The sequence below is a fragment of the Hymenobacter nitidus genome (genome assembly GCF_020447315.1).
GTDB lineage: Bacteria > Bacteroidota > Bacteroidia > Cytophagales > Hymenobacteraceae > Hymenobacter > Hymenobacter nitidus.
In genome coordinates this window covers 43,260-68,287 of the sequence record NZ_JAJADQ010000014.1, presented here as the reverse complement: position 1 = coordinate 68,287, position 25,028 = coordinate 43,260, and the positions used below count along the sequence as shown (strand labels likewise).

17 protein-coding genes are annotated in these 25,028 nt (G+C 59.2%); 2 read left to right on the top strand and 15 right to left on the bottom strand.

What is annotated here, in order from left to right; genetic code table 11:
* The first annotated feature begins 20 nt into the window (after positions 1 to 20).
* Positions 21 to 1,007 carry an aldo/keto reductase gene (locus tag LGH70_RS21235; protein WP_226189819.1) on the top strand — a complete coding sequence of 329 codons (987 nt, stop codon included), beginning with the start codon at positions 21 to 23 and terminating at the stop codon, positions 1,005 to 1,007.
* Positions 1,008 to 1,034: 27 nt separating this feature from the next.
* Here the strand turns inward: LGH70_RS21235 and LGH70_RS21230 are convergent, their stop codons facing one another.
* The 5 genes from LGH70_RS21230 to LGH70_RS21210 form a co-directional block, all read right to left on the bottom strand.
* Positions 1,035 to 1,409, bottom strand: coding sequence for a DUF7831 domain-containing protein (locus LGH70_RS21230; protein ID WP_226189817.1), 375 nt, complete (start codon positions 1,407 to 1,409; stop codon positions 1,035 to 1,037).
* Positions 1,410 to 1,524: 115 nt separating this feature from the next.
* Positions 1,525 to 2,163: a lipoprotein signal peptidase gene (locus LGH70_RS21225; protein ID WP_226189815.1), complete on the bottom strand. Its 639-nt coding sequence runs from the start codon at positions 2,161 to 2,163 to the stop codon at positions 1,525 to 1,527.
* 263 nt (positions 2,164 to 2,426) lie between these two features.
* Positions 2,427 to 5,867 (bottom strand): isoleucine--tRNA ligase, encoded by a 3,441-nt coding sequence (ileS, locus tag LGH70_RS21220; protein ID WP_226189813.1) that lies wholly within the window; start codon positions 5,865 to 5,867, stop codon positions 2,427 to 2,429.
* A 159-nt stretch (positions 5,868 to 6,026) separates the two neighbouring features.
* The gene (locus LGH70_RS21215) at positions 6,027 to 8,462 is read right to left on the bottom strand and encodes an efflux RND transporter permease subunit (RefSeq protein WP_226189811.1); all 2,436 of its coding nucleotides are present in this window, start codon (positions 8,460 to 8,462) and stop codon (positions 6,027 to 6,029) included.
* A gap of 214 nt (positions 8,463 to 8,676) precedes the next feature.
* Positions 8,677 to 10,200, bottom strand: coding sequence for a glycine--tRNA ligase (locus LGH70_RS21210; protein ID WP_226189929.1), 1,524 nt, complete (start codon positions 10,198 to 10,200; stop codon positions 8,677 to 8,679).
* Positions 10,201 to 10,485: 285 nt separating this feature from the next.
* Between LGH70_RS21210 and LGH70_RS21205 the strand changes: the two genes are divergently transcribed.
* Positions 10,486 to 11,886 (top strand): inorganic phosphate transporter, encoded by a 1,401-nt coding sequence (locus LGH70_RS21205; protein WP_226189810.1) that lies wholly within the window; start codon positions 10,486 to 10,488, stop codon positions 11,884 to 11,886.
* A gap of 199 nt (positions 11,887 to 12,085) precedes the next feature.
* On the opposite strand, the gene LGH70_RS21200 is transcribed toward LGH70_RS21205, so the two are convergent.
* The 10 genes from LGH70_RS21200 to LGH70_RS21155 form a co-directional block, all read right to left on the bottom strand.
* Positions 12,086 to 12,571, bottom strand: coding sequence for a hypothetical protein (locus LGH70_RS21200; protein WP_226189809.1), 486 nt, complete (start codon positions 12,569 to 12,571; stop codon positions 12,086 to 12,088).
* 76 nt (positions 12,572 to 12,647) lie between these two features.
* A complete protein-coding gene (locus LGH70_RS21195) occupies positions 12,648 to 13,139 on the bottom strand; it encodes a DUF4385 domain-containing protein (protein ID WP_226189808.1) in 492 nt (163 codons plus the stop codon).
* Positions 13,140 to 14,416: 1,277 nt separating this feature from the next.
* A complete protein-coding gene (locus LGH70_RS21190) occupies positions 14,417 to 16,063 on the bottom strand; it encodes an Ig-like domain-containing domain (protein WP_226189807.1) in 1,647 nt (548 codons plus the stop codon).
* Positions 16,047 to 16,352: a hypothetical protein gene (locus tag LGH70_RS21185; RefSeq protein WP_226189806.1), complete on the bottom strand. Its 306-nt coding sequence runs from the start codon at positions 16,350 to 16,352 to the stop codon at positions 16,047 to 16,049. Before LGH70_RS21185 ends, LGH70_RS21190 begins: the two co-directional genes overlap by 17 nt.
* Before the next feature lie 4 nt (positions 16,353 to 16,356).
* A complete protein-coding gene (locus LGH70_RS21180) occupies positions 16,357 to 17,250 on the bottom strand; it encodes a class I SAM-dependent methyltransferase (RefSeq protein WP_226189805.1) in 894 nt (297 codons plus the stop codon).
* 110 nt (positions 17,251 to 17,360) lie between these two features.
* On the bottom strand, positions 17,361 to 19,229 hold the full coding sequence (gene mnmG / locus LGH70_RS21175) for a tRNA uridine-5-carboxymethylaminomethyl(34) synthesis enzyme MnmG (RefSeq protein WP_226189804.1): 1,869 nt from the start codon (positions 19,227 to 19,229) through the stop codon (positions 17,361 to 17,363).
* A 208-nt stretch (positions 19,230 to 19,437) separates the two neighbouring features.
* A complete protein-coding gene (locus LGH70_RS21170; RefSeq protein ID WP_226189802.1) occupies positions 19,438 to 20,163 on the bottom strand; it encodes a GNAT family N-acetyltransferase in 726 nt (241 codons plus the stop codon).
* A gap of 152 nt (positions 20,164 to 20,315) precedes the next feature.
* Complete coding sequence (ybeY, locus tag LGH70_RS21165) at positions 20,316 to 20,807, bottom strand: rRNA maturation RNase YbeY (RefSeq protein WP_226189800.1); 492 nt, start codon at positions 20,805 to 20,807, stop codon at positions 20,316 to 20,318.
* Entirely contained in the window at positions 20,804 to 21,262 is a 459-nt protein-coding gene (locus LGH70_RS21160; RefSeq protein ID WP_226189798.1) for an ATP-binding protein, read from the bottom strand. The genes ybeY and LGH70_RS21160 overlap by 4 nt, the downstream gene beginning before the upstream one ends.
* 41 nt (positions 21,263 to 21,303) lie before the next feature.
* Positions 21,304 to 24,714, bottom strand: a complete 3,411-nt coding sequence (locus tag LGH70_RS21155; RefSeq protein ID WP_226189797.1) for a DUF4175 family protein — start codon at positions 24,712 to 24,714, stop codon at positions 21,304 to 21,306.
* Between the last annotated feature and the right edge of the window lie 314 nt (positions 24,715 to 25,028).

The window sequence follows — 25,028 nt, the reverse complement described above, 5'->3', positions numbered from 1 at the left end:
AAACACTTTTTTTACGCACTATGCAGTATCGCAAACTAGGCAAAACCAACCTTTCCGTCTCCGAAATCAGCCTCGGCACCTGGCAGGTGGGCGGCAAATGGGGTGACCCGTTCAGCCACGAAAACGCCGACCAGATTCTGAATGCCGCCGTGGACAGCGGCATCAACTTCATCGACACGGCCGACGTGTACGGCGACGGCGAGAGTGAAAAGGCCGTGGGCCGGCTCGTGCGCAGCCGCTCCGAGCAGGTATACGTGGCTACCAAATGCGGCCGGCAGCTGCAGCCCCACACTGCCGATGCTTACCAACCGGACGTATTGCGCAAGTTCGTGGAGCAGAGCCTGCGCAACATGCAGCTCGACACCATCGACCTGATTCAGCTCCACTGCCCCCCTACCGAGGTCTATTACCGGCCCGAAATCTTCGAGGTGTTCGACCGGCTTAAGGAAGAAGGCAAGATCCGGCACCTGGGCGTGAGCGTGGAAAAGGTGGAAGAAGGCCTCAAAGCCCTAACCTTCCCAAACGTATGCTCCATCCAGCTCATCTTCAACATGTTCCGCCAACGACCCCAGGAGCTGCTGTTCAGCGAAGCCAAGCGCCACAACGTGGGCCTAATCGTGCGGGTGCCGCTGGCCAGCGGGCTGCTCACGGGCAAGTTTTCGCGCGACACTACCTTCTCAGCCGACGACCACCGCCAATTCAACCGGGAAGGGGCCGCCTTTGACAAAGGCGAGACCTTCTCAGGCGTTGACTACGAGGTGGGCCTGGAGGCCGTAGAAGCGCTTAAAAAGGTATTTCCCGACCAGCCTAACCTGGCGCCTGTCGCCCTGCGCTGGGTGCTGATGTTCGACCAGGTGAGCTGTGTGATTCCCGGCGCTTCCAAGCCCAGCCAGCTCGAATCAAACCTGAGAGCAGCCGAGCTGCCGGCCATTACCGAGGAACAGATGCAGCAGGTGCGCGCCATCTACGACCAGCGCATCCGGCCCATGGTGCATTATACTTGGTAAAACGGCATTTTGAAGCTTTAAAAGGGCTTAACCCAGGCTTTGCAGGGCTTGCTGCAGGAAGGCAAAGGTTCTAGGAGCCCGCTGCTCTAGTTGGGCCAATCCGGTTCCGATGCCATCCTCAGGCAAAACAACCGTGCCGCCAGCAGCCAGATGTTGGCGGACCGGGGCCAAATCATCTTCAATCATGCGGCAGTTGGCTTCAAACGCAGCATCGGTCCAGAAATCGGCTTCCTGCAGGCGAGGCCGGCGTTTGACCCGAATTCCCACGGCATTGGGCTCATCTCGCATTTCAATGGCCTGCCCACCTTTGCCGCGGCGCTGCTCATTGTCACCGAACAGGTAAAGCGTAGTAGGATTAACCTGTAAGTCGGTGCGGTAGATTCGTTTCTGTTTCAGGATCATGGTGCGAATAGCGGGACTTGGCCAGCCCCTAAGATACTGCCTGCAGCTCGTTTTAAGTCATAAAAAAAGCCCGTTGGAGCAATCCAACGGGCTTTTTTTGCTTTTAAAGTGGCGGCTACACCACTTCCGGAGTTTCGGCGTCGCGGCGGGGTACTTCGGGGGCGGCTTCGGCGGCCCTTTCTTCGGCGAAGAACTTGTTCTGATTGAACAGAATCAGCATTACCCCGATGAAGATGGCCGAGTCGGCGATGTTGAAGATGGGCCACAGCGACAGGTGCGTCCCTCCGACCAGCGGCCAGGAGGCGGGCAAAAAGCCTTCGTAGATGTCCACGTACAGCATGTCGATAACCTGGCCGTGGAACCAGGGCGTAGGCGCGCCAAACGGGGCATTATTATAGATTTTGCCGTAGAAAATCGAGTCAATCAGGTTGCCCACGGCCCCACCCAGAATCAGGGCCACGCAGGCTATGAAGCCGGGTACGGCCCGGCGCTGCCACAGCTTATAGATGTAGTAGCTGATACCCACCATGGCCACCAACCGGAAGCTGGTGAGCAGGATTTTACCGTAGGGCGGTGGCAGCTCCACGCCGAAAGCCATACCGGGGTTCAGCGTATAGTGCAGCTTGGCCCAGTCGCCAATCAGGTGAATCTCGCCCGCCATGCCGGGCTGCATGTAGGTGTGCGTAGCCCACTTCGAGAGTTGGTCGATGACGATGACCAGCAGCGCCAGCAGGTAGTATTTCCAGTACTTCATAAGCAGGTAGTGAGAAGCGAGACGGTAGAAGTGGGTGGAAAGCCTGACAAAAGTGCAGCCTGCTACCCTCTCTCCTCTCCGGGTACAAAGGGACGAAGAATTTTAGACTTTCCCGTGGGAAGCGGGCCAGCCTTGCTCCTGCCCTCTGGTATATATTTTTCGGGCGTTTTGTGCCCTTTTGAGCCGAATTTGCGGGGTCGGAAAACACTTTGTGCGCCGGTGTGCCAACCGACCTTTTTACAAAGTCGGTTGGCACCTTAGGCTCAGCTGTTTGCGACTTCCAGCTGCACGGGCACCGAATACTCATCGAATTCGAGCACCGAACCGCCGCTGATTTCGGGCGCGAAATCCAACGCCAGGGCCTGAATTTCCTCCCGGATGTAGGCACCGAACGACTGCACAGCGGCTTCCAGCTCGGGCTGCTGACCCAAAGTCACGCGGATTTTGTCCTGTACTTCCAGTCCGTTGTCCTTGCGCAGATTCTGCAGGCGGTTCACCAGCTCGCGGGCCACGCCTTCCTGGCGCAGCTCCTCAGTCAGGGTCACATCGAGGGCCACGGTGAGCGGGCCGTCGGTGGCCACGAGCCAGCCGGGCAAATCGTCGGTGCGGATTTCCACGTCGTCGGGGGCCAGGGTATAGGTTTCACCCTCAATTTCGACGGCCAGCTGCCCGGTTTTTTCGAGCGTGCTGATTTCCTCGGCCGTCATCTGCTGAATTCGGGCGCCTACTACCTTCAGTTTCGGACCGTATTGCTGGCCCAGACGCTTAAAGTTGGGCTTCACCGACTTCACCAGTACGCCGCTGGTATCGTCGAGGAACTCCACGTGCTTCACGTTCACCTCGGCGCAGATCAAATCCTCGACCTTGCCGACTTGCTCCCGCGTGGTGTCGTTCAGCACGGGCACCAGGATGCGCTGCAGAGGCTGACGAACCTTCAGCACCGACTTCTTCCGCAACGAGTGCGTGAGCGAAGAAATGCGCTGGGCCAGTTCCATCCGCTCTTCCAAAGCCTTGTCGATACGGGCTTCGTCGGCCTGCACGAGCAGCGTCAGGTGCACCGATTCGGCGGTCCATTGTTGGGCGTTGCCTTCCTGACGCAGGCCGTCGGTCATGTTCTTGTAGAGCCATTCGGCGAAGAAGGGCGCAATGGGAGCCATGAGCTGGGCCACGGTCACGAGGCATTCCTGCAGGGTTTCGTAGGCGGCGCGCTTGTCAGTGGTCAGCTCGCCCTTCCAGAAACGGCGGCGCGAGAGGCGCACATGCCAGTTGGAGAGCTGATCGGTCACGAAATCCTGGATGGCGCGGGCCGCTTTGGTGGGGTCGTAGCCGTCGTAATAGCCGCGCACTTCAAGGATGAGGGACTGGAGCTTGCTCAGAATCCAGCGGTCCAGCTCGCTCAGCTCGGCGTGGGGCACGCGGCCGGTTTCGGTGGCCTGGAAACCGTCGAGGTTGGCGTAGAGCGAGTAGAAGGAGTAGGTGTTAAAGAGCGTGCCGAAGAAGCGGCGCTGCACTTCGGTGATGCCGGCGAGGTCAAACTTGAGGTTGTCCCAGGGCTGGGCGTTGGCAATCATGTACCAGCGGGTGGCGTCGGGGCCGTACTGGCTGATGGTGGCAAACGGGTCGACGGCATTGCCGAGGCGCTTGCTCATCTTGTTGCCGTTCTTGTCCAGCACCAGGCCGTTGGCCATGACGTTCTTGAAGGCCACGGAATCCTCCAGCATCACGCCCAGGGCGTGCAACGTGAAGAACCAGCCGCGGGTCTGGTCCACGCCTTCGGCAATGAAGTCGGCCGGGAAATTCCGCTCAAACACGTCCTTGTTTTCCAGGGGGTAGTGCCACTGGGCGTAGGGCATAGCGCCGCTGTCAAACCACACGTCGATGAGGTCGGTTTCGCGGTACATGGCCTGGCCGGTGGGGCTCACCAGGAAAATATCATCTACGTAGGGGCGGTGCAAGTCGATTTTCTTGGTCGATTCAGCTTCGCTGCCGTCGGCCATCACCCAAGCGCCATTTACCTTGCGGTAGGGGTTGTGGGTCATGATTTCGGCGGCTACGGCCTTGTCGATTTCGGCGCTGAGCTGCTCAATGCTGCCGATGCAGATTTCCTCGGAGCCGTCCTGGCTGCGCCAGATGGGCAGGGGCGTGCCCCAGTAGCGGGAGCGGCTCAGGTTCCAGTCCACCAGGTTTTCCAGCCAGTTGCCGAAGCGGCCGGTGCCGGTGCTTTCGGGCTTCCAGTTGATGGTTTTGTTGAGCTCGATGAGCCGGTCTTTTACCGCCGTGGTTTTGATAAACCAGGAGTCGAGCGGGTAGTAGAGCACGGGCTTGTCGGTGCGCCAGCAGTGGGGGTAGGTGTGCTCGTACTTTTCCACTTTGAAGGCCGTACCGTCGCCTTTCATACGGATGGCAATGCTTTCGTCCAGGGTTTTGTAGTCGGCGCCGCTCTGGTCGTGGCCGTCGTAGTTTTTCACCCAGCGGCCCCCGAATTCACCCATTTGAGCCACGTAGCGGCCGGTGCGGTCCACGATGGGGCCCAGCTTGCCTTCGTCGTCGGCTACTAGCAACGCGGGCACGTCGGCCAGGGCTGCGGCGCGGAAGTCGTCGGCGCCGAAGGTGGGCGAAATGTGCACGATGCCGGTACCGTCCTCGGTAGTGACGAAGTCCCCGTTGATAACGCGGAAGGCGCGCTCCTCCCCTTCAAAGGCCGGAAAGCCCTTGTCGTGGCCGAACAGCCGCTCGTAGTTGATGCCAACCAGGTCGGCCCCCTTGAAGGTTGCTTCGATGCGCCAGGGCAGCACTTTGTCGCCGGCTTTGTAGTCTTCGAGCGAGGCGTCTTTGCCTTTCTCGGCGAAATGACGACCCACCAACGCCTCGGCCAGTACCACCCGGATGGGCGCGTAGGTGTAGGGGTTGAAGGTGCGTACCAGCACGTAGCTGATGTTTTTGCCCACGGCCAGACCGGTGTTGGCCGGCAAGGTCCAGGGCGTGGTCGTCCAGGCCAGGATGAAGGTTGGCACGTTCTCGGCGCCGGCAAAAAGCTGGGCGGATTTCTCATCCTGCTTCACCTTGAACTGGGCCACGATGGTCGTGTCCTTCACGTCGCGGTAGGTGCCGGGCTGGTTCAGCTCGTGCGAAGACAGACCCGTGCCGGCGGCCGGGGAATAGGGCTGAATGGTGTAGCCTTTGTAGAGCAGGCCCTTGTCGTAGAGCTTTTTGAGCAGCGCCCAGCAGCTTTCGATGTACTCGGGCTCGAAGGTGATATAGGGGTCGTCGAGGTCTACCCAATAGCCCATTTTCTCGGTGAGGTCGTCCCACTGGGCCTTGAAGCGCATGACAGTTTCGCGGCAGCGCTGGTTGTACTCCTCAATGCTGATTTTCTTGCCGATATCCTCCTTGGTGATGCCCAGCTCCTTTTCCACCTGCAGCTCGATGGGCAGGCCATGGGTATCCCAGCCGCCTTTCCGCGACACCTGCTTGCCCAGCAGCGTCTGGTAGCGGCAGAAGATGTCCTTCACGGTGCGGGCCATGACGTGGTGAATGCCGGGGGCGCCGTTGGCCGAAGGCGGCCCTTCATAGAACACGAAGGTGGCCTGCCCTTCCCGGGTGCTCACGCTTTTCTCAAAGATGCCGTTTTGCTTCCACCAGGCCAGGATATCGGTGCCGACCTGGCCGTAGTTGAGCGGCTGCTTGTATTCGGGGTAGTTCATTGTTGAGGACTTAGTAGCTAGCCTTTAGCCGCCTCACCCCTAGCCCCTCTCCGAAAGAGAGGGATTAGAAATAGAAGTAGTAGAGCTAGTAAGAGAACTAGATTGTAAAATTTTAGAGCTAGTCCCCCTCTCTTTTGGTGAGGGGCTAGGGGTGAGGCGCTACGACTCCAGCGTATCCGGGCTCTTCTGCAGCGGGATGCGGCGAAGGTTGATTTCCGCGTCGTCGTCTTCCTCGTGGTAGGTGTGGTCGAAGTGCTGAATGAAGGATTCGTTGATGTTCTCGTCCTTGCCGTGCTCGAAGGTGACCAGCAGGCAGGGCAGCAGAATCAGGTTCGAGAAGTTGGTAATCAGCAAGCTGGCCGACATGAGCAAGCCCAGGGCCTTGGTACCGCCAAACTCGGAGAAGGCAAACACCGAAAAGCCCAGAAACAGCACGATACTGGTGTAAATCATGCTGGTGCCGGCCTCCGAAAGCGTGGTGCTGATGGCGGCCTTCACCCGGTGGCCGTTGGCGGCCAGCTCCTGCCGGAACTTGGCCAGCAGGTGAATCGAGTTGTCGCCATCGATGCCCAGGGCAATGCTGAAAATAAGCGCCGTGCTGGGCTTGAGCGGAATGCCAAAGTAGCCCATAATGCCGCCGGTGAGCAGCAGCGTGAAGAAGTTGGGCAGCAGGGTGAAGAACACGGCCCGGATGCTGCGGAACAGAATCAGCACCACCAACCCGACCAGCACGAAGGCAATGACCAGACTCTCCTTGAGCATGTTGATCAGGTACTCGTTGCCTTTGGTGAACAGAATCGTGGTGCCGGTGAGCTTCACGTCCATGCCCGTACCGTTGAAAATCTGCTTGATCTGGGGCTGAATCTGGTTGGTGAGCAGCGTGTCGAGGTTGCGGGAGCCGATGTCGGCAATCTTGAGCGAAATCCGGGCACTCTGGGCCGTAGAGTCGGTGAAGGAGCGGATCAGCTTGCTGTCCATGCCCCCGCCGGCGCCCTGCGAGCGGGCCAGGTAGCTGAGGATAAAGTTCTTCTCGGAGTTGTCGGGCAGGCGGTAGTACTCGGGGTTGTCGTTGTAGAAAGCCTGGGTCGAGGCCTTGAGGAAAGTCACGACGCTGACGGGCGTGGTCAGCACGGGCTGGGTGCGCAGAAACTTCTCGAACCGGTCGATTTTCTCCAGGTTCTTGAGCTTCATAATGCCGCGCTTCGAGCCCGTATTAATGACGATTTCCAGGGGCATTACTCCGTTGAAATGCTGCTCGAAGAACTTCAAATCGGCGTTTACCGAGCTGTCCTTGGGCAAGTCGTCTACCATAAAAGACACGGACTTCACCTTCACGATGCCGCCGATGGACAGGGCAATCAAGGCCAGAGCCGCCAGATACACGGTGCCGCGGCGCTCCAGCACGAGGTGCTCAAAGAACTCCAGCAGTTTGGTCAGCGGGGTAGCGTCGAGGTGTTCCAGCTGCTTGGGCGTAGGCGGGGGCAGGATGGTGAAGACAATCGGAATCAGGATGAACGACACCAGGAAAGCCACGAAAATATTGACCGTGGCCACCAGGCCAAACTGGTAGAGAATGGCAATATTGGTGAAGCAGAACACCACGAAGCCGATGGCCGTGGTAGTATTGTTCATCAGCGTAACGAGGCCGATTTTGCTGATAACGCGCGTCATGGCCAGCACCTGATTCCCGGATTTGCGGTAGTCGTAGTGGTAGCGGCTCAGCAGGTAGGTACAGTTGGGAATGCCGATGACGATGATAATGCTCGGTATCAGGCCCGTGAGCAGGTTGATTTTGTAGCCCATGAGCACCATCGAGCCGATGCACCACACCACCACGATGAGCACAATCAGGATGGGGAATACCACGGCGGCCCAGGTGCGGAAGAACATGAATAGCGTCACGGCCATCATCACCACCGTCAGGGCCACGAAGAGCTTCATTTCGGCCGCCACCTTGGTGGTCATCGTGGCCCGCACGTAGGGCAGGCCGGCGTAGTGCATCCGGATGCCGGTTTTCTGCTGAAACCGCTCGGCGTGGGCCAGAATTTCCTTCATTACACTCTCGCGCTTCGAGGAGTTCAGGAACTTGGGGTCCATGGTAAGGGCCAGCAGCGTGGCACCCGTGGTGGGCGAAATTAGCTGGCCTTTGTAGAACTCCTGGCGGTTCACAACCCGCATCAGGGAGTCCAGCTCGGCCTGGGTCTGGGGGAATTCCTTGAAGATGGGGCTGGCCCGGAAGCTCTGGTTGGCAGTGTCCTTTTCCAGCTTGATGAGCTTGGTAACGGACAGTACCCCGCTCACGCCCTGCACCTTGCCCAGCGTGTCGGTCAGGCTGCGCAGCTCATTGAAGTTGCCCAGCTTATACACGCTGCTGTCCTGCAAACCGAGCACAAACACGTTGCCGTCCTCGCCAAAGGTGCGCTTGAACTGCTGGAAATACACCATGTCCGGGTCGTCGGGACTCACGACCTGGGCAAAGTCGTAGGTCATTTCGACTTTGCGGGCATGCCAGCCCATGAACACCGTAATAGCGGCCAGGAGCAATACCAGAATGCGCCGGTTCTTGATGGTAAATAAGGCGAGTTTACTCCACATAGGCCGCTAAAATTTAGCAAAGGTACGCAATGACAGGCGGTTGAAAACAGCAGGTAGGTCAGGGCAGGACCCTGGACCAACCGTCGGTCATCCTGAGCGGCGCCAAGCAAAGCGAAGGACCTTATCCCGTCAGAACAAGTCGTTGGTACAACTCTCGTTCAACGGGACAAGGTCCTTCGCGGGGCTCAGGATGACAGCCGAAGCGGCAGGCGGGCTACAGCTTCTCGAAAATGCGCGAAACGCTCACGGCCTCGCCGATGTAGGCACGCAGCTCGGAAATAGGCATGCGGGTTTGCTCGCGCGAGTCGCGGTGGCGCACCGTTACGGTTTCGTCCTCCAGGGTCTGGTGGTCGACGGCAATGCAGAAGGGCGTACCAATCAGGTCCTGGCGGGTGTAGCGCGTGCCAATAGAGTCCTTCTCCTCCACTACCAGGCGGAAGTCGTGGCGCAGGCTGTTGTAGATTTCGTTGGCCTTCTCGGGCAGACCGTCCTTTTTCACCAGCGGGAAAATGGCAGCCTTTACCGGCGCAACGGCTGGGTGCAGACGCAGCAGCTTGCGGGTTTTGGTTTTCTGCTCCTCCCCTTCGCCCTCGACGATGGTTTCTTCCTGAAACGCCTGGCAGAGCGTGGCCAGGAACAGCCGGTCAGCACCCACCGAGGTTTCCACCACGTAGGGCACGTAGTTGCCGTAGGGCTTGCCGGTTTCGGGGTTGACGTCGTTGTCGAAGTAGTTCTGCTTTTTGCGGCTCAGCGTCTGGTGCTGAGTCAGGTCGTAATCGGTACGGGAGTGGATACCCTCGATTTCCTTAAAGCCAAAAGGAAATTCGTACTCGATATCGACGGCAGCTTTGGCGTAGAAAGCCAGCTTGTCGTGGTCGTGGAAGCGGAGCTTGTCGGCCGGCAAGCCCATGGCCTCGTGCCAGCGGCGGCGCGTCTCTTTCCAGTGCTGGTACCATTCGTCCTCAGTGCCAGGGCGAATAAAGAACTGCATTTCCATCTGCTCAAACTCCCGCATGCGGAAGATGAACTGGCGGGCTACAATCTCGTTGCGGAAGGCCTTGCCGATCTGGGCAATGCCGAACGGCACCTTCTGGCGCGCCGACTTCTGCACGTTCAAAAAGTTAACGAAGATGCCCTGGGCCGTTTCGGGGCGCAGGTAAATCTGGCTCGAGCCTTCGGCAACGGCCCCAACCTGGGTCGAGAACATCAGGTTGAACTGGCGCACGTCGGTCCAGTTGCCGGTCTTGCTCGCGGGGCACAGGATTTTCTCGTCGATGATGAGCTGCTTGACGCCGGCCAGATCCTCGGCCGTGAGCAGGCGGCCCATTTCGGCCAGCAGGGTTTCAGCCCGGGCTATTTCGCCGTTTTTCTCGTACTCAGCAGCTTTGTCTTCGAGCAGCACGTCGGCGCGGTAGCGCTTCTTGCTGTCGAGGTTGTCAATCATCGGGTCGGAGAAGCCGTCGATGTGGCCGGAGGCTTTCCAGGTGAGCGGGTGCATGAAGATGGCCGCGTCGATGCCCACCACGTTCTGGTTGAGCTGGGTCATGGCCTTCCACCAGAGCAGCTTCAGGTTATTCTTCAGCTCCACGCCATTGGGGCCGTAGTCGTACACGGCGGCCAAGCCGTCGTAGATTTCGGAGGAGGGAAACACGAAACCATATTCCTTGGCGTGCGACACGATTTCGGCCAGGGTGCCTTCGGCCGTGTTGGCGGCAGTTTTCTGCGGGGCGTTGCTCATATTCAGGTACTGAGGTACAGGAGAAGAGGGCAAAAGTAGCAGAAACCACGGGAGCCGCGGCAGAAAGCAGCTCGGAAAAAGCCACTAATTCGCAGCCAGTAGCCAGGCTGAGGTCTTCTACTTCAACAGATTAGCCCGACGCCCAACCCCAAATCGGTTCCTGCGTTAAGCGCATGCAAACGGGCAATACCCAACTTTGGCGTAACAATTTCATAATCTTGCCCCGCTTAAAGGTCCCTCTACCTTTGGAGTGATGAAAACCGATTTCCCATTAATTCCCCTTTTATGTTTGGCTTAGAGCCTCATGTGCTTTTGCTGCTAATAGCCTGTCTGGTAGCAGCTTGCGCCTTCGAATTCGTTAACGGTTTCCACGATACGGCCAACGCCGTGGCTACCGTCATTTACACCAATGCCCTGCGGCCCTGGGTAGCGGTAGTGTGGTCGGCCTTCTGGAATTTCATCGGGGTATTCTCCGGCGGTATTGCCGTAGCCATGGGTATCGTCTACCTGCTGCCCGTCGAAAGCTTGGTTGACCAGAACGTGTACCACGGCATTGCCATGGTGGGCGCCCTCATTATCGGGGCCATCATCTGGAACGTGGGCACCTGGTACTACGGCCTGCCCTCATCTTCCTCGCACGCCCTGATTGGCTCGATCCTGGGCGTGGGCATCGCCTTTAGCTTCCTGCCCGAATCGTCGAACGCAGCCGTAAACTGGGGCAAAGCCGGCGAAACCGGTATTGCGCTGCTGGTAGGCCCGCTGTTCGGCTTCTCGTTGACCATCATCATGATGTTTCTGCTCAAGCGCTTTGTGAAGACCAAATCCATCTTCCGGGAGCCCCACAAGCGCAAGCCCCCACCCGTCTGGATTCGCCTGATCCTGATTGCGACCTGCACGCTGGTAAGCTTCTTCCATGGCTCCAACGACGGACAGAAAGGCGTGGGCCTGATTATGTTGATTCTCATTGGCGTCGTGCCCAGCTACTTCGCCCTCGACCACACCAAGAACCCGCTTGACATGCGCGACTCCCTGGTCAAGATCGAGCAGGTGATGAGCAAGGTAAATCCCGCCGAGTTGAGCCCCGCTGACCAGAAAGCCCTGGCCGAAATCAAAGCCCAGACCGATGGCCTGGATGCCATCTTCGCCGGCAAAACCAGCGTGCAACAGCTGCCTACGGAAGACCGTTTCAAAATCCGCAAGGGCATCCTGCTGACGGCCAACCGCGCCAAGGCCCTGCTCGGCAGCGACAAGGTGAGCCTGAGCACCGCCGACCGTGCCACCTACGACGAGGCTATCAAGAACATGAAGAACTTTACCGACTACGCACCCTCCTGGGTGCTGCTCATCGTGTCGCTGTCGTTGGCCTGCGGCACCATGATCGGCTGGCAGCGCATCGTGAAAACCATTGGGGAGCGTATCGGTAAGGAGCACCTGACCTACGCCCAGGGCGCTTCCTCCGAGCTGGTAGCCGCCACCATGATTGGCGTTTCGACGGCCTATGGCTTGCCCTCTTCTACCACCCACGTACTGTCGTCGGCCATTGCCGGCTCCATGGTGGCCAACCGGGGCATCAAGAATCTGAACCCCCAGATGGTGCGTAATATTGCCCTGGCCTGGGTCCTGACCCTGCCGGTAACCATGTTTCTCTCGGGCGGCTTGTTTCTGCTGTTCCGCGCTCTTATCTAACGCCGAGCTTTCCTTGAATCATACAAAAAAAGCCGACCCATTGCGGGTCGGCTTTTTTATTGTCCGAAGTTTTTGTAAGGGCCATGCCAAATAGCGGAAGTAGCCCGATTCGGTGACTTTATCCGCTAAAACCCCGGGTTATTAGGCACTTATCAACTTATCCACAGGCAAAAGCCATAATTTTGTGGATAACTCAGATTTAGGCAGGCCACTGAACGTCAAGGTCATCACTGATAAAGACGCCGAAGTTGACGAACTGCAACTGGTCCTCATCAAAGTAAAGGTCAATCATTTCCTTTTCGTAGGAGAGGCGGGTTTCGCCGGTATCCATGCGCTCCACTTCCGTCGACTCGAGGCCGTTCTGGCGCATCAGCTCCTGAATCTCGTCCACGGACTTGCCGTGAATCGGCTGGCCGAAAATACGCAGGCCGGGGTGGTCAGTTTCGATGCAACTCAGGCGGAAGTCGTCTTCCCGGTCGAAGTACAGGGAGTAGCCTTCCTCCAGGTAGTTCCAGGCCTGGTGCTCAAACTCGTCGTCGTCTTCCGACTCTTCGATTTCCTCAGGCTCGCCCATCAGGGCCCGCACCTCATCCTGGGTGGCGCCGAATTTCAGCGGGCCCATGCCGGTGCCCAGCACGATTTCGTTTTCTTCCGTGCTGCTGTGTTGTGGTTGGGAGGTCTGCATAGCTGATTTGGTTCGGTGGTTGGTTGGGAATTCGGTTCAGAATCTGAATTCAGGTTTAAAGGTAGGTATTCAAGACTCACTTGCCGTAGCGGGCCTCAAATTCGGCCCGCTGCCGCACGTAGTCGGGGTGCACCTTGGCCTCGTCCCACTTGGCCTTGAAAATGGCCGCAGCGGCCGCCTTTTCGGGGTCCTCAGGCGAGCGGGGCAGCTCGGCCCGGCCGTGGGCCCCGCTTTGCCCCTTCTTGTCGTCGGGCACGGGTCCGTCGTACTTCTTGCCGCCGCGGTGGTTGGCGTAGCGCCGGGCCCGAGTGAAGCCCATCTGAATAAACTTGCGGGCCATGTCGGCCCCCACGAAGTCATCGGCTTCCAGATAGTCGAGAAACAGCCGGTAGATCTGCTCCGACGACTCCCGGGCCACGTCGGGCGTGCGAAAGCGCCAGTGCGGCAGAATCTCCGACTTGTAGGGCTCGACCAGCAGTACGCCCTGCTCACCCTTGCCCACGCGGTAGAGCTCGGGGTGCCGACGAAAGTCGGTGGCCTTAAAGTCGAGCATATAATCGAAGGGCATGGCAGGAGCGGGGCGGGTGGGAGACTGTATACGCGCAAATGCCCCGGCCCGGCCAGCCCCAGCACTTTTCCACAAGGCAGCATGTGGAAAAGTGCATAACTCCCTGCTGTTATCTGGCTGCCTATCAACGGTTTTCTGCGGCAAAAGCCCCGGCCCAATGCAAGAGGAACCAGGCTTTCCTCCACCGTAGGAAAAGTAGCCGGCCGGGCAGCGGCAAACCGGCCCTTACACCAGCAGACAGGGGAGTGGTACCGCCCAACGCCGGGTTGGTGTAACGCATTGCGGGAGCCCGCCGAATTGCCCTACGTTTGACCTACCCGCTACTGCAGCCTAAGCCCGGTGCTTTTGTCCCGGCTCTGTGCCTGATGTGGCGCCCGGCCAGCTGCTGGATAAAGCCGGCGTATCGGCCGTCGGCAAGTTGGGCGCAACCGAGCAGCGGATCTGCCGGCGGCCTGTTCCTGACAAGCCAACCCGACTTTTCTTTTTTTGAAAGCCGGCCGAGCTTATCCACAGGGTTAATAACTTTTGAAAAGAATTTATTTAAAAGATCTTTTTAATCCCCACTCGTTAGGGGTGTTCATAAGTGGATAAGAAAATATAGTTATACACAGGGCTGATAACTTGTGTACAAGATGGGGTTTATGCACCGTCTATCAACAGGGTGTGTGGATAGTAAACTTGTTGTTTTCAGTTACTTGCGTCTATTATTCACAATCAACAGCGTTATCCACGAATCCACAATTCACATGTTCCGATGGATGTGGATTAGGGTATTTTCCGGGGAAAGTTATCCACCCTTATCCACGCTCCCGGTGTGGATATCGGCCTCTGTGCTGGCTGCCGCGCGGGCAAAAAAACTTATCCGCAACTTCTCCACGGGTTATCCCCACGTTTCCCCAGCATTATCCACAGATTACTGCCTACATAGGCAAAGCGCTAGGTATGGCTGTGGAAAAAAATGTGGAAAGCACGTAGTCGGCTGATTCTGAAAGCCCCTAATGTGGATAGCTCATTTCCGGGTCTTTGTGGGCTCCGCTCAGCAATCCGCACAGCCGACAGCGGCCTTCTGCACCCCTAGCGTTATTCTGCCCGGCGCGCGGCTCCTAAGCCCGCTGCGTACGGCAGCCGCAAGTGGGCAGCCGCCGGCTGCGTCGGGAGCTATAAGCTGTAATAAGATGCTCCCGGTGAAAGTGAGTGGGACAAGGCCAAACGCACTACGGCCCCGAACGCAGAAAGCATCCGGGGCCGTAGGTAACCGTGCGCTGTGCAGGGCCGCTTTAGAAAGCCAGCTTCACGTCTTCAATCTCCCAGTTGGCCCGCACCTGAATGGGCTGGGGCGCCAGGTAGACCGGCTCGGCGGGCAGAATGAACTTAGGGTCGCCGCCGCGCCAGGTGCCGTTGGCATCAGCATCGATAAGCACACGCAGGCGGTAGGTGCCTGGGGCCAGGTTGTCGAAGCGGAACGTATTGCGCGGGTTTTCCAGGGCGCCGGCTACCTGCCCGTTCTGGTCGAGCAGCTGCAGCTGGAAGCTGGTGTACTTGGTCTGAATCGTGCCCGCCACACTGCCCACCGGCGACTGTTCCGTCACGAGCAGGCGGAGGGGCTTCAGGCCCAGGCGCTGCCCGGCAATAGACGTAACGGCCGTGGAGTCCAGCGTCAGAGTTACCGACTTCTTGGCTTTGGTATTCAGATTTATCGTCAGTAGTGTCCGGTCGGGGCTCAGAGTAGCTTCCTGCGGCACCCGAATGGGCTTGCGGGTAGTCGAGTCTTCGAGCAGCGTGCCGATGGGCTGCCTGGGAAACGCCCGCAAGGGCTCTACAAACTGAAACTTGACCTGGCCCTGCCGGTACACCTCGCGCGAACCGCCCACGATGCTGTAGCCCGCCGTGCGCCGGGCGCCGGGCGCAATTGTGCCCGGAAACTTCACGTTGATGGTGTCGCGGCCGGTGTTGCCCACGCTGTCGGTGGCGGCCAGCACGTAGCGGCCCTCAGGCAAAGCGGCAGTCCGGAACAGCGTTACGCTCCGGCCCCGGTCGCCGAGCAGCAGGGCTTCGTTGAGCGGGTCAGGGGCAGTAGCGCCGGCGGCCGGAGCTGGGGCACCCACGGCCGAGAGGCGGGCCTGGCGCAGACCTTCCCCAAAGGAAATCTTAAACTGCGTGGGGCTGCCTTGCTGGCTGGAAATAATGGGCCGGCGGGCGTCGGGGCGCACCAGCACTAGGCGCAGCGAGTCGAGGCCGGGCCGCACGGTAATGGGCTCGGGCAGGTAGGCAATCTGCTCCCCTTCCTCGTAGCGCCCACTGTTGTTTTTGTCGGACAGGGCAAACAGCCGGTAGCGCCCTACTTTCAGGCTCTGCAGGGCAAAAGCGCCCGACTTATCGGTGCGGTTCAGGTAGTAGGGCTTGCTGCGGCGAATGTTGGCCGTATCGGCTTCCGGAAAGAGCATCACGGCTACTTCTCCGGCCGGGGCGCCGCTGAGCAGCTGCGTCACGGTGCCACGCACCGAGCCCGAGTCGAGGCGGGTGCCGGTACTGAAGGTGACCTGCACGTTCTGGGCGGGCAGGTTTTCGGTGATGTCGGTAACGGCCTCGCGGAAGTTGAAGGTGTAGGTGGTGTTGGGCTGAAACGGCTTGTCGAACACCAGGGAAATGGCCGTGCGCTCCTCCTTGATTTTGTATTCGTCGCCGTCGCCCAGCACGGGGGCCACAATCAGGTTTTTGCTCAGGTCCTTGAGCTGCACGCCTTCCGAAAACTCCAGGCGCACGGTCTGCTGGGTCACGTTCACGGCCCCGTTCTTGGGCGAGGTGCCCGTCAGCTTGGGTGGCGTCACGTCGCGCGGCCCTCCCTCGGGAGAGCTGATGGAAGCGCACCCGGCCAGAGCGGCCGCGCCGGAAAGCAGGAAAAGCAGATTAGCGCGAGCGGACATTATACAGCAGAAGCGTGGTGACGGTAAGGAGAGCAATGGCGAAGACAATACGAATGCTGGTTTTGCGCGTGGGCTTCTCGTCTTCAGCCAGCACTACCGCGGGCATATCGGCCACGACCGAGTCGGGCCTGAGGGCCTTGCGGCTGGTGTCGGGTGGCAGAAGCGGCCGGGGTGCCGACACCGAAACCGTTGGCCCTGAAGTGGCTAGCCCCTCCCCTGCCCTACCGGCCCGGGCGCCGGCCGCCCCGAGCATCATTCCACCCAGCAAGAGCAGCATGGCGGCACGCATGGCTTTAGCGCTTACGGGCCACGTAGATAACGCTCGAATACAGGCCTTCGTGTTCTTCGGCGTACTTATTGGACTTGTAGCCGGCCTTGAGCACGTTCATCAGCCCGCCGCCCCGCTCGGCCCGGTGCTTTTCGCTGAGCATGCTCACGTAATAGGCATCCAGGGGCATGGGCAGAGTTTCGGGCACCGTGAGCTTGTGCTTTTTGAGCAGCAGCTTCATGGTTTTGGGGCTGAAATGATAGAGGTGGCGCGGCACATCATAGGCGGCCCAGTCCTGTCGGTAGTGCTGGGCATCGAGGCTGTCCACGTTGGGCACGGCAATGATGAGCACGCCGTCCTGCTTGAGCAGGCGCACGAGCTGCTGCAGCGTCTCGTTCAGGTTGTGTACATGTTCGAGCACATGCCAGAGGGTAATGGCGTCGAACGAGCCGGTTTCAAACTGAACCAGGCTTTCGTTGCCGATGGGCTGGCCTACCCGCTCGGTGGCTTCCTGCTGGGCGCGGGCGTTAGGTTCCACGCCGGCTACCTGCCAGCCATTGGAGCGGGCAGTGGCCAGAAAGTGGCCGGTGCCGCAGCCGTAATCCAGCAGCTTGCCCTTGCGCGGGGCTAGCTTATTGACCAAAGCCACCTTGCGGCGCATGGTAAAAAACCGGGCGACTTTGTAGGCCTGGTTGATGACGCCGGTGGCCGTGCTGTTGTGCGAAACGTAGTCGTCCGACTCGTAGTAGCGCCCGATGGCCTCGATGCCGGGGCGCGGGTTGGTAAACTGGAAAGTGCAGCCCAGGCACTGCACGATGGCAAAACTTTCCTTGCTCACCGACTTGTCTTCTACCACCAGCTTGTTGCGGAACTCGGTTTTGCCGCAGACCGGGCAGGATTCTAATCGTTCGTAGGACACGCTTTTTTGAATTAAGAAGTAAGAGCTCAGAGCTCCGAACTCGGAAGCCAGTCGGAGCGCCAGGGGCATTTCCGCATCTAACTTCTCAGCTCGGAGCTCTGAGTTCTCAATTATCGGCCAAGGTACACCATCAGCACCGAAACGTCGGCCGGCGACACGCCGCTGATGCGGGCGGCCTGGCCCAGAGTTTCGGGCTGCACCTTGAGCAGCTTTTCCCGGGCCTCGTGCGAGAGGGCCGGCATCTGCTTATAGTCGAGGCGGCCCTGAATCACGAAGTTTTCCAGCTCGGCCACCCGGGCGGCCTGCTGGTTTTCCTTCTCGATGTAGGACTCATACTTAATGGCAATAATGGCCTGCTCCAGGCTGTCGGGCTGGTACTGGCCCAGGGCCAAGGTCAGAGCCGGCAAGGTGCGCGTCAGGTGCTCCAGCTCCAGGTTGGGGCGCCGCAGCAGGTTCACGGCCCGGGTCCGCTCGTGCAGCGTGGCCGAGCCCAGCTCCTCCAGCAGGCCGTTGATTTCGGCGGGCTCGATGGCGAAGTTTTTCAGCAGCTTCACCACTTCAGCAGTTTCCTGCTGCTTGCGCTGCACCCGCTCCATGCGCTCATCCGAGGCCAGCCCCAGGGCGTGGCCCAGCGGCGTGAGGCGCAGGTCAGCGTTGTCCTGGCGCAGCAGAATGCGGTACTCGGCCCGGCTCGTAAACATGCGGTAGGGCTCGTCGGTGCCTTTGTTCACCAGATCGTCGATGAGCACGCCGATGTAGGCCTCACTGCGCTTGAGGATGAACGGCTCCCGGCCGTGCACCTTGTTGTGGGCGTTGATACCGGCCATCAAGCCCTGGCAGGCCGCTTCCTCGTAGCCCGTGGTGCCGTTGATCTGGCCCGCGAAGTAAAGATTCTTTACCCGCTTGGTTTCCAGCGTCAGGCTGAGCTGGGTGGGCGGGAAGAAGTCGTACTCGATGGCGTAGCCGGGGCGGAACATCTTGGCATTCTCGAAGCCCGCAATCTTGCGCAGGGCGCGGTACTGCACGTCTTCGGGCAAAGAACTGCTGAAGCCGTTGATGTACATTTCGACGGTGCTGCTGCCTTCGGGCTCCACAAAAATCTGGTGGCGGTCCTTGTCGGCGAAGCGGTTGATTTTGTCCTCCACGCTCGGGCAGTAGCGCGGCCCCAGGCCCTTGATGCGGCCCTGGAACATCGGCGACTTCTCGAACCCCTCGCGCAGAATGTCGTGCACCTCCTGGTTGGTGTAGGTGATGTAGCACGGGCGCTGCTTGAGAAGCGCGGGCGTGTCGAGGTAGCTGAATTTGCTGGGAGTTTCGTCGCCGGCCTGCTCTTCCATTTTAGAGTAGTCCAAGCTGCGGCCGTCCACGCGGGGCGGGGTGCCGGTTTTCATGCGGCCCGTCTCGAAGCCCAGCTCCAGGAGCTGCTCGGTGATGCCAGTGCTTTTCTTCTCGGCGGCGCGGCCCCCGCCGAAGTTTTTCTCACCGATGTGAATCAGGCCGTTCAGGAAAGTGCCGTTGGTGAGCACCACCGACTTGCCCCGGAACTCGATGCCGAGCTGGGTTTTGACGCCCACCACCGTGTCGTTTTCCACCACGACGCCGGTCACCGATTCCTGCCAGAAGTCTACGTTCGGGTTTTGCTCCAGGGTGTTGCGCCACTCCTCGGCAAAGCGCATCCGGTCACTCTGGGCTCGGGGGCTCCACATGGCGGGGCCTTTCGAGCGGTTCAGCATCCGGAACTGAATCATGGTTTTGTCGGTGATGATGCCCGACTGCCCGCCCAGCGCATCCACTTCGCGCACGATCTGGCCCTTGGCCACCCCACCCATGGCCGGATTGCACGACATCTGGGCAATGGTGTTCATGTTCATCGTGACCAGCAGGACCTTGGAGCCCAGGTTGGCGGCTGCGGCGGCAGCTTCGCAACCAGCGTGGCCGGCACCTACTACAATAACATCGTATTCTTCCTGCTGGAACATGGCAGTGGGGATTGAAGGCTAAGGACTGTTCGGATGAACAGCGCAAAAGGGCGTTTCGTGCCGTAGGCGGTAAAACAGAAAAACCGCCTCCGCTTCAAGTGAAACAGCGGGCGGTTCTTTAGCTTCGGGCTTGGCAGCCTAACGCAACGTGCTCAGAACGTGGGCAAAGATAGGTAGTAATCCTGTTTTTTACGTGGTGCCTTGTTTTCTACGCGTCGTACCGTCCGGTGTCCTCCTGCTGCCATCCGGCCAGCAGCTCAGCCGATTGGCGGCCAACTTCCTCCCGCGAGTAGGGCAGCCAGCACCGGTTCAGGCAGTCGAATACTTCCGTGGCGGCCGGGCAGGGAAACAGCTTGTAATCGAACTTGGGGTAGTTGTGGGCCAGGTAGCCGGGGTAATAGTAGGCATACTGCTGGCGGCGGGCGTGGTCGAGCTTGAGCAGCATCAGGTACTTGCCCAGGCTGTATTTGCGGTAGTCGGGGTGGTAGAAGTTCATGATGCCGGCCATGCTCCGGGCCCCGCTGTCGAAAATGCCGGCCGCAATCAGCCGGGCGCCGTCCCGCACTTCCACCACGCCGGTATCAAACACGTTGTGCGTCGCCCCGGCCAGCAGAAACGACTCCACGGTGGGCGGCGCGTCGAAGGTGATGGAGCGACGGTAGTCGGCATACAGGGCTTCCAGCTCAGCCGTGAGCCGGAATTGGCGCAGCACAACCGAGAACCGCTCGTTGAGGCGCTGCAGGCGGCGCTGTTCGGGCCCATACTGCACATCGGCCAGCACCAGGCGTAGCCAGTGCACGGAGTAGAGGCCATCCTCTACCGGCAGAAAGCGGCAGGTAAACAGGTCCTGGTGCATGCGGTAGTAGCCCTGACTCAGGTAAAAATCCAGCGCCTGGCCGGGAATAGCAAGAATGGGCGAAGAGTTGGCCGACATGAAACACGGAATTAAGACATCCTGCTAAACGGGGCCAAGTACGGCATGGCCACCATCTGCGCCGAGGTATCCTTTTACTAATAAACAAAAAACGCCCGCAGGTCTGCGGGCGTTTTCGTTAAAATCAGTTTTGATATCGACCAATTACCGCTTTAGAAGGTGCGCAAAGACAGGCAGTAATCTTCTTTCTTGCGCATGGCCGTCTGGCTCAGCAGGTCTTTGTCGGCGTAGCCCAGCAGGTGCAGCACCCCGTGAATCATCACCCGGTGCAGCTCGTCGTGGAACGTGACGCCCAGTTGCTGAGCATTTTCCCGCACCCGCTCCACGCTGATGAAGATGTCGCCCTCGATGATGTCGGCGTCGTCGGCATTGTCGAAGGTGATGACGTCGGTATACGTATCGTGGTCGAGGTACTCGACGTTGACGCGGTGCAGGTACTCGTCGGAACAGAAAATATAGGTCAGCTGCACGATTTTATGCTCGTGCACCTGGGCAATACGCTCAATCCATGAGGTCAGGGCCTCGGCCTCGGCCAATTCGAAGTCCACGTCCTCGACGAGAAACTCGATACCGTCGGACTCGTGCGAGTCTTCGGGCAGGCCCATATTCATTTCATCTTCCGTTCCGGGAGGGTGCTGGTTCATGCCGCGTTTTCGGTGGAAACGGTATCGGTTTCGGAAGATTCGTCGGTTTCGGCCGGTGACAGCATAAAGGTGAGCTGTACGTTGCGGCCGTCCTTGGTGAACTCTACCTCATCGGCCAAGTGGCGAATGAGGAAGATGCCGCGGCCACCGGGGTTTTCCAGGTTTTCGGGCGCAGTAGGGTCGAGCAGGTCGGTGTAGTCGAAACCCTCCCCTTCGTCCTCTACCTCGAACTTCACGCGGTCCTTGTCGACATACAGCGACAAATACACGTTGCGGTCCTTGTCGAACTTATTGCCGTGGCGAATAGCATTGTTCACGGCCTCCGTGACGGCGACCATGATATTGCCATAGATATCATCCTCGATATGAAACGTATCCTTGGAGTTGTCGATAAAGCTTTCTACGACACGGATATTTTCTACGAGCGAAGGAATCTGAATTTTAACCTGTTTCATAGGTATGTAATGGGGAGCAGAGCGGTAAAATTAGCGGAACGCTATTTCATTTTCTGAAAATATTCACTTACCTCTCGCTGATAGTAGGGCGTGAGGGCCGGCGGAACGGTTCGTAACAGCTCTGTCTGCCTGTTTTTCTGCTGCTTATACTTTTCAAAAGCGGGCGGAAATACCGGCGGGCGGTTCTGGGCGGTCTGCGCTTCACGCTTGTCATCCTGGTCCCGCTCCCGAGCCGATTTCTCGACTTCCAGCAAACGGGTCATGATTTGACGCTGGCGCAAAATGGTTTGCTCCGTTAGCCGCTTGTTTACGAGGTCGGTTTCGGTTTGTTCCATTAATTTCTTCAATTCGCCAGTGCCGCCCGCACCGTTCTGGCCTTTGCCTTCTTTGCTGCCCTGCTGCAGTTTATCGAGCTCTTTGAGGGCTTCCCGGAGCATTTGCTGCTGGGCCGCGAGTTTGGCCAGGTCCTCGGACAAAGCCCGGCCGGTCTTGCCGCTCTGCTGCAGCTGCTGAATCTGCTGGTTGAGCTGCTGCTGCATCTTGCCCATCTGCCCGGCGCCGGGCGAGCTGCCTTTCTTCTTCTTTTTGCCGCCGGGCTTACCCCCGCTCTGCTGACTCTGCTGCCCCTCGCGCTGCTCCTGCTGCATCTGCTGCAGGGCGTCGTTGAGCATCAGGGCCAGGTTGTTCATGCTGGTCATGGCCAGCTGCTGGCTATTGGTGGCCCGCCCCACGTTGCGCTGCCGAATCTGGTTCAGGGACTCATCCATCTGTCCGTTCATCTCCCCTACTTCCCGGGTCACGAACGACTTGATCTGGAACACCTTCTTGGCCAGGGCATACAAGGAGTCCTGAATGATGGCCGCGTCGTCCTTGAGCTTGCGCTGGTTCTGGCCCAGCTGCACGAAGCGCGGGTCGGTCTGGTCGACGGAGCGGAACTGCTTCATCAGGTTTTCCTGGTCGAAGCTGAGCGTGATGAGGTTGTCGAGGATGTCGCGCAGGTCGTCGATGTTCTGCTGCTGCTGCTCGTCCTGGTCTTCCTCCTGCTGCTGCTTCATCTTCTGGGCCATCTGCTGCATCTTCTGGGCGGCCTGCTTCTGGCTCTGGCTGGCTTTCTTGTTCTGGTTTTTCGAAAGCTGCTCCTGGCTGTCCTGCTGCTGCTGGTCCACGTCTTGCTGGTCCTGCTTCATGTCGTCGGCGCCGTTCTGGTTGTCCAGCTGCTCGTCCATCTTCTTGAGCTCCTCCAGCTCCTTTTTCACCTCCTGGAACTCCTGCTGCTTTTCGGCCTGCTCCTGCTTAAGCTGCTCGTTTTTGGCTTTTTGTTCCTGGTTATTGGCTTTGTTGTCCGGGTCCTGCTTGTCGTTCTTCTCGGTTTGCTCGGCCAGCTTTTCCTGCTCCTGAGCCAGCTGCTCCAGCTTTTCGGTGGCCTGCTCCATCTTCTGCTCAAACTGCAGCTGCTTGAACATCTCCAGGGCGCGCTCCAACTCTTTCTGCAGGGTATTCTCCTTGTTTTCGAGCTGCTGCAGCATCTTCTGGAGCTGGGCGTCGGGTGTTTTCTGCTCATCCAGTAGCTTCTTCAGCTGGTCGTAGAGCTTCTTGGTTTCGGGGTCGAGCAACGAGTCCATCAGCTTCTTGAGCTCCTCGGCCTTCTCGCGCAGCTCCTCGCTTTTGGGGTCGAGCTGGTCCTGCTTCTGGGTCAGCTCCTCAAACATCTTCTTCATGTCGGCCAGCTGCTGATCCATCTGCTCCTTTTGCTGGAGCATGTCCTGGAGCTGCTTTTTGTCCTGGAAGTTGAGGTTGCGCTTAGTCTTGAGCTTGTCTTCGGTCTTGGCCATTTCCCGCTCCAGCTTCTTGGATTTCTCCGCCGCCTGGCTCAGCTGGTTCTGCACCGACTGCGACTGGGCGTTCATCTGCTCCCGCAGCTCTTTCGTGGAGGGCAGTTTGAATTCCGCCGCCCGCGTGCGGGCCGACTTGGGGCCGTGCACCCCATCGTTGTCCCACACCTGCAGGTAGTATTCCACCCGGTCGCCGGGCTTCAGGCTAAGCGCGGCCAAATCCCACTGGTAGGCATAGCTCTGGTTGGGGCCATTCTGCAGGGCAATGGCGCGGGCCTTGTAGTTGCCGTTAGCTCCGCTGTCCTGACGGTTGGGGCGGGCTTTCGAGGTCACGCGGTAGTAAAGCTGCAGGCGGCTCAGGCCGTAATCATCCCGCACTGAGCCGCCCAGGGCCAGATAGCGCAACGAGGTAGTATCGGCGAAGCTTTCGACTGTAATTTCCGGCACGAGGTCCGGAATGGCCGTTATCTGGTACTGAATTGGGTCCCGGTTCAGGCTGGCGGCATTGCGCAGGCGCACGGCGTATTCCTGGCTTTTCAGGATGCGGCGCGAGGTTTCAAACCCTTCGCCCGACTCGGTGGCCGTCACGGTTTCGTTGGGGTTGGTAAAGAGCAGCTGCAGCTCGTCGGTGGCGGCGGTGCTGAACTCCCAGCGCACGGTGCTGCCCTCGGGCACGGTCAGATTGCCGGTGTTGCGGATGGTTTCGGCGGGCTTCCCGATGTAGGTCGGGTAGGTGACGTGCACGGCAAAGTCGCGCAGGTTGGGCCGCTCGCGCACCAGCAGGTCGTAGTCGTCGGAGGTGAAACCGGCGGCGGCCAGCTGGAACTCCACGTCGCGCTGCAGCTGCTTGAACTCGTAGGTGTACGTGTTGCTGCTTTGCTTAGTCAGGTGCCGCTCCCGGCCGCCGTATACGATGTTGATTTCGTTGGGCAGGGCCTCGCCTTCCACCGTTACGGCCAGCTCGTAGCTTTCCCCCTTGAAAGCTTTCAGATCCTTGTTCTCGACGATAAACCTAAACGGCGCGGGCGGCGAGTAGGCGCGGTCGAAGTGGAAAATCCGGTCGGTGCCCTGCACGAACAGAGCCGGGTATACCAGCAGCAGGAGCAGCATGGTGCTGGCGGGCACGGCCACGTATTTCCACAGCGGCCGGCTCTGGTTCTTGATGTTGATGCCCTGCGAAAACTCCAGGCCGGTGAGCTGGCCGGCGCGCTGCTCCAGGCTGGCGGCAATCAGCTCATTTTCCCGGGCCTGACCCTGCAGCTGCAACGCGTTGAGTAGCTTGTCCTGCACCTGGGGGAATAATTCGCCCACGCGCTGGGCGGCCTGCTCGTCACTGAGCAGGCGCCGCAGGTTGGTAAGGGCCGCTAGGGGTTGCCAGATCCAGCGCCCGAAGGCGTAGGCGGTGAGGGCCAGGAAGCCAAAGAGCAGCCCGCCCCGCACCCAGGTGGGCAGGTAGAGGAAATATTCCAGGGTGTTGAACACCAAGAACAGCGTCAGCAGCAACCCGCCCGCCACCAGGGCGCCGCGCACCAGCAGGTTCAGGTAGAACTTCCGCTTAAAGGCATCCAGTTGCGCCAGGACCTGCTCCAGGGCCGGCGCATTCGTAGTCGTTACAGGCACAGATTCTTTCTCCAATAACTAAAAGAGCCCAGTGCGGACCCCTCGGAAAGATACGCAATATAGCCGCGGAGGCTGCATGCAGCCCCGCTTGCCTGAACGACAACAGCGCAAGGGTAAATTGTTCCGTAGCAGGCCGAACAGTCGTCGGGAGAATAGGGCTAACCTGTGAGACTGCCGGAACCAGGTACCGGCAGTTTTCGGGCTGCCCCTAGAAACCTGGGCCGGGGCGACCCAGGTTTCTAGGGGTGCCCACTACGAGTGTAGCGGGCCGCCCTGAGTTTCTCGGATAACCTAAAACACTTGTTCTGGAGCAC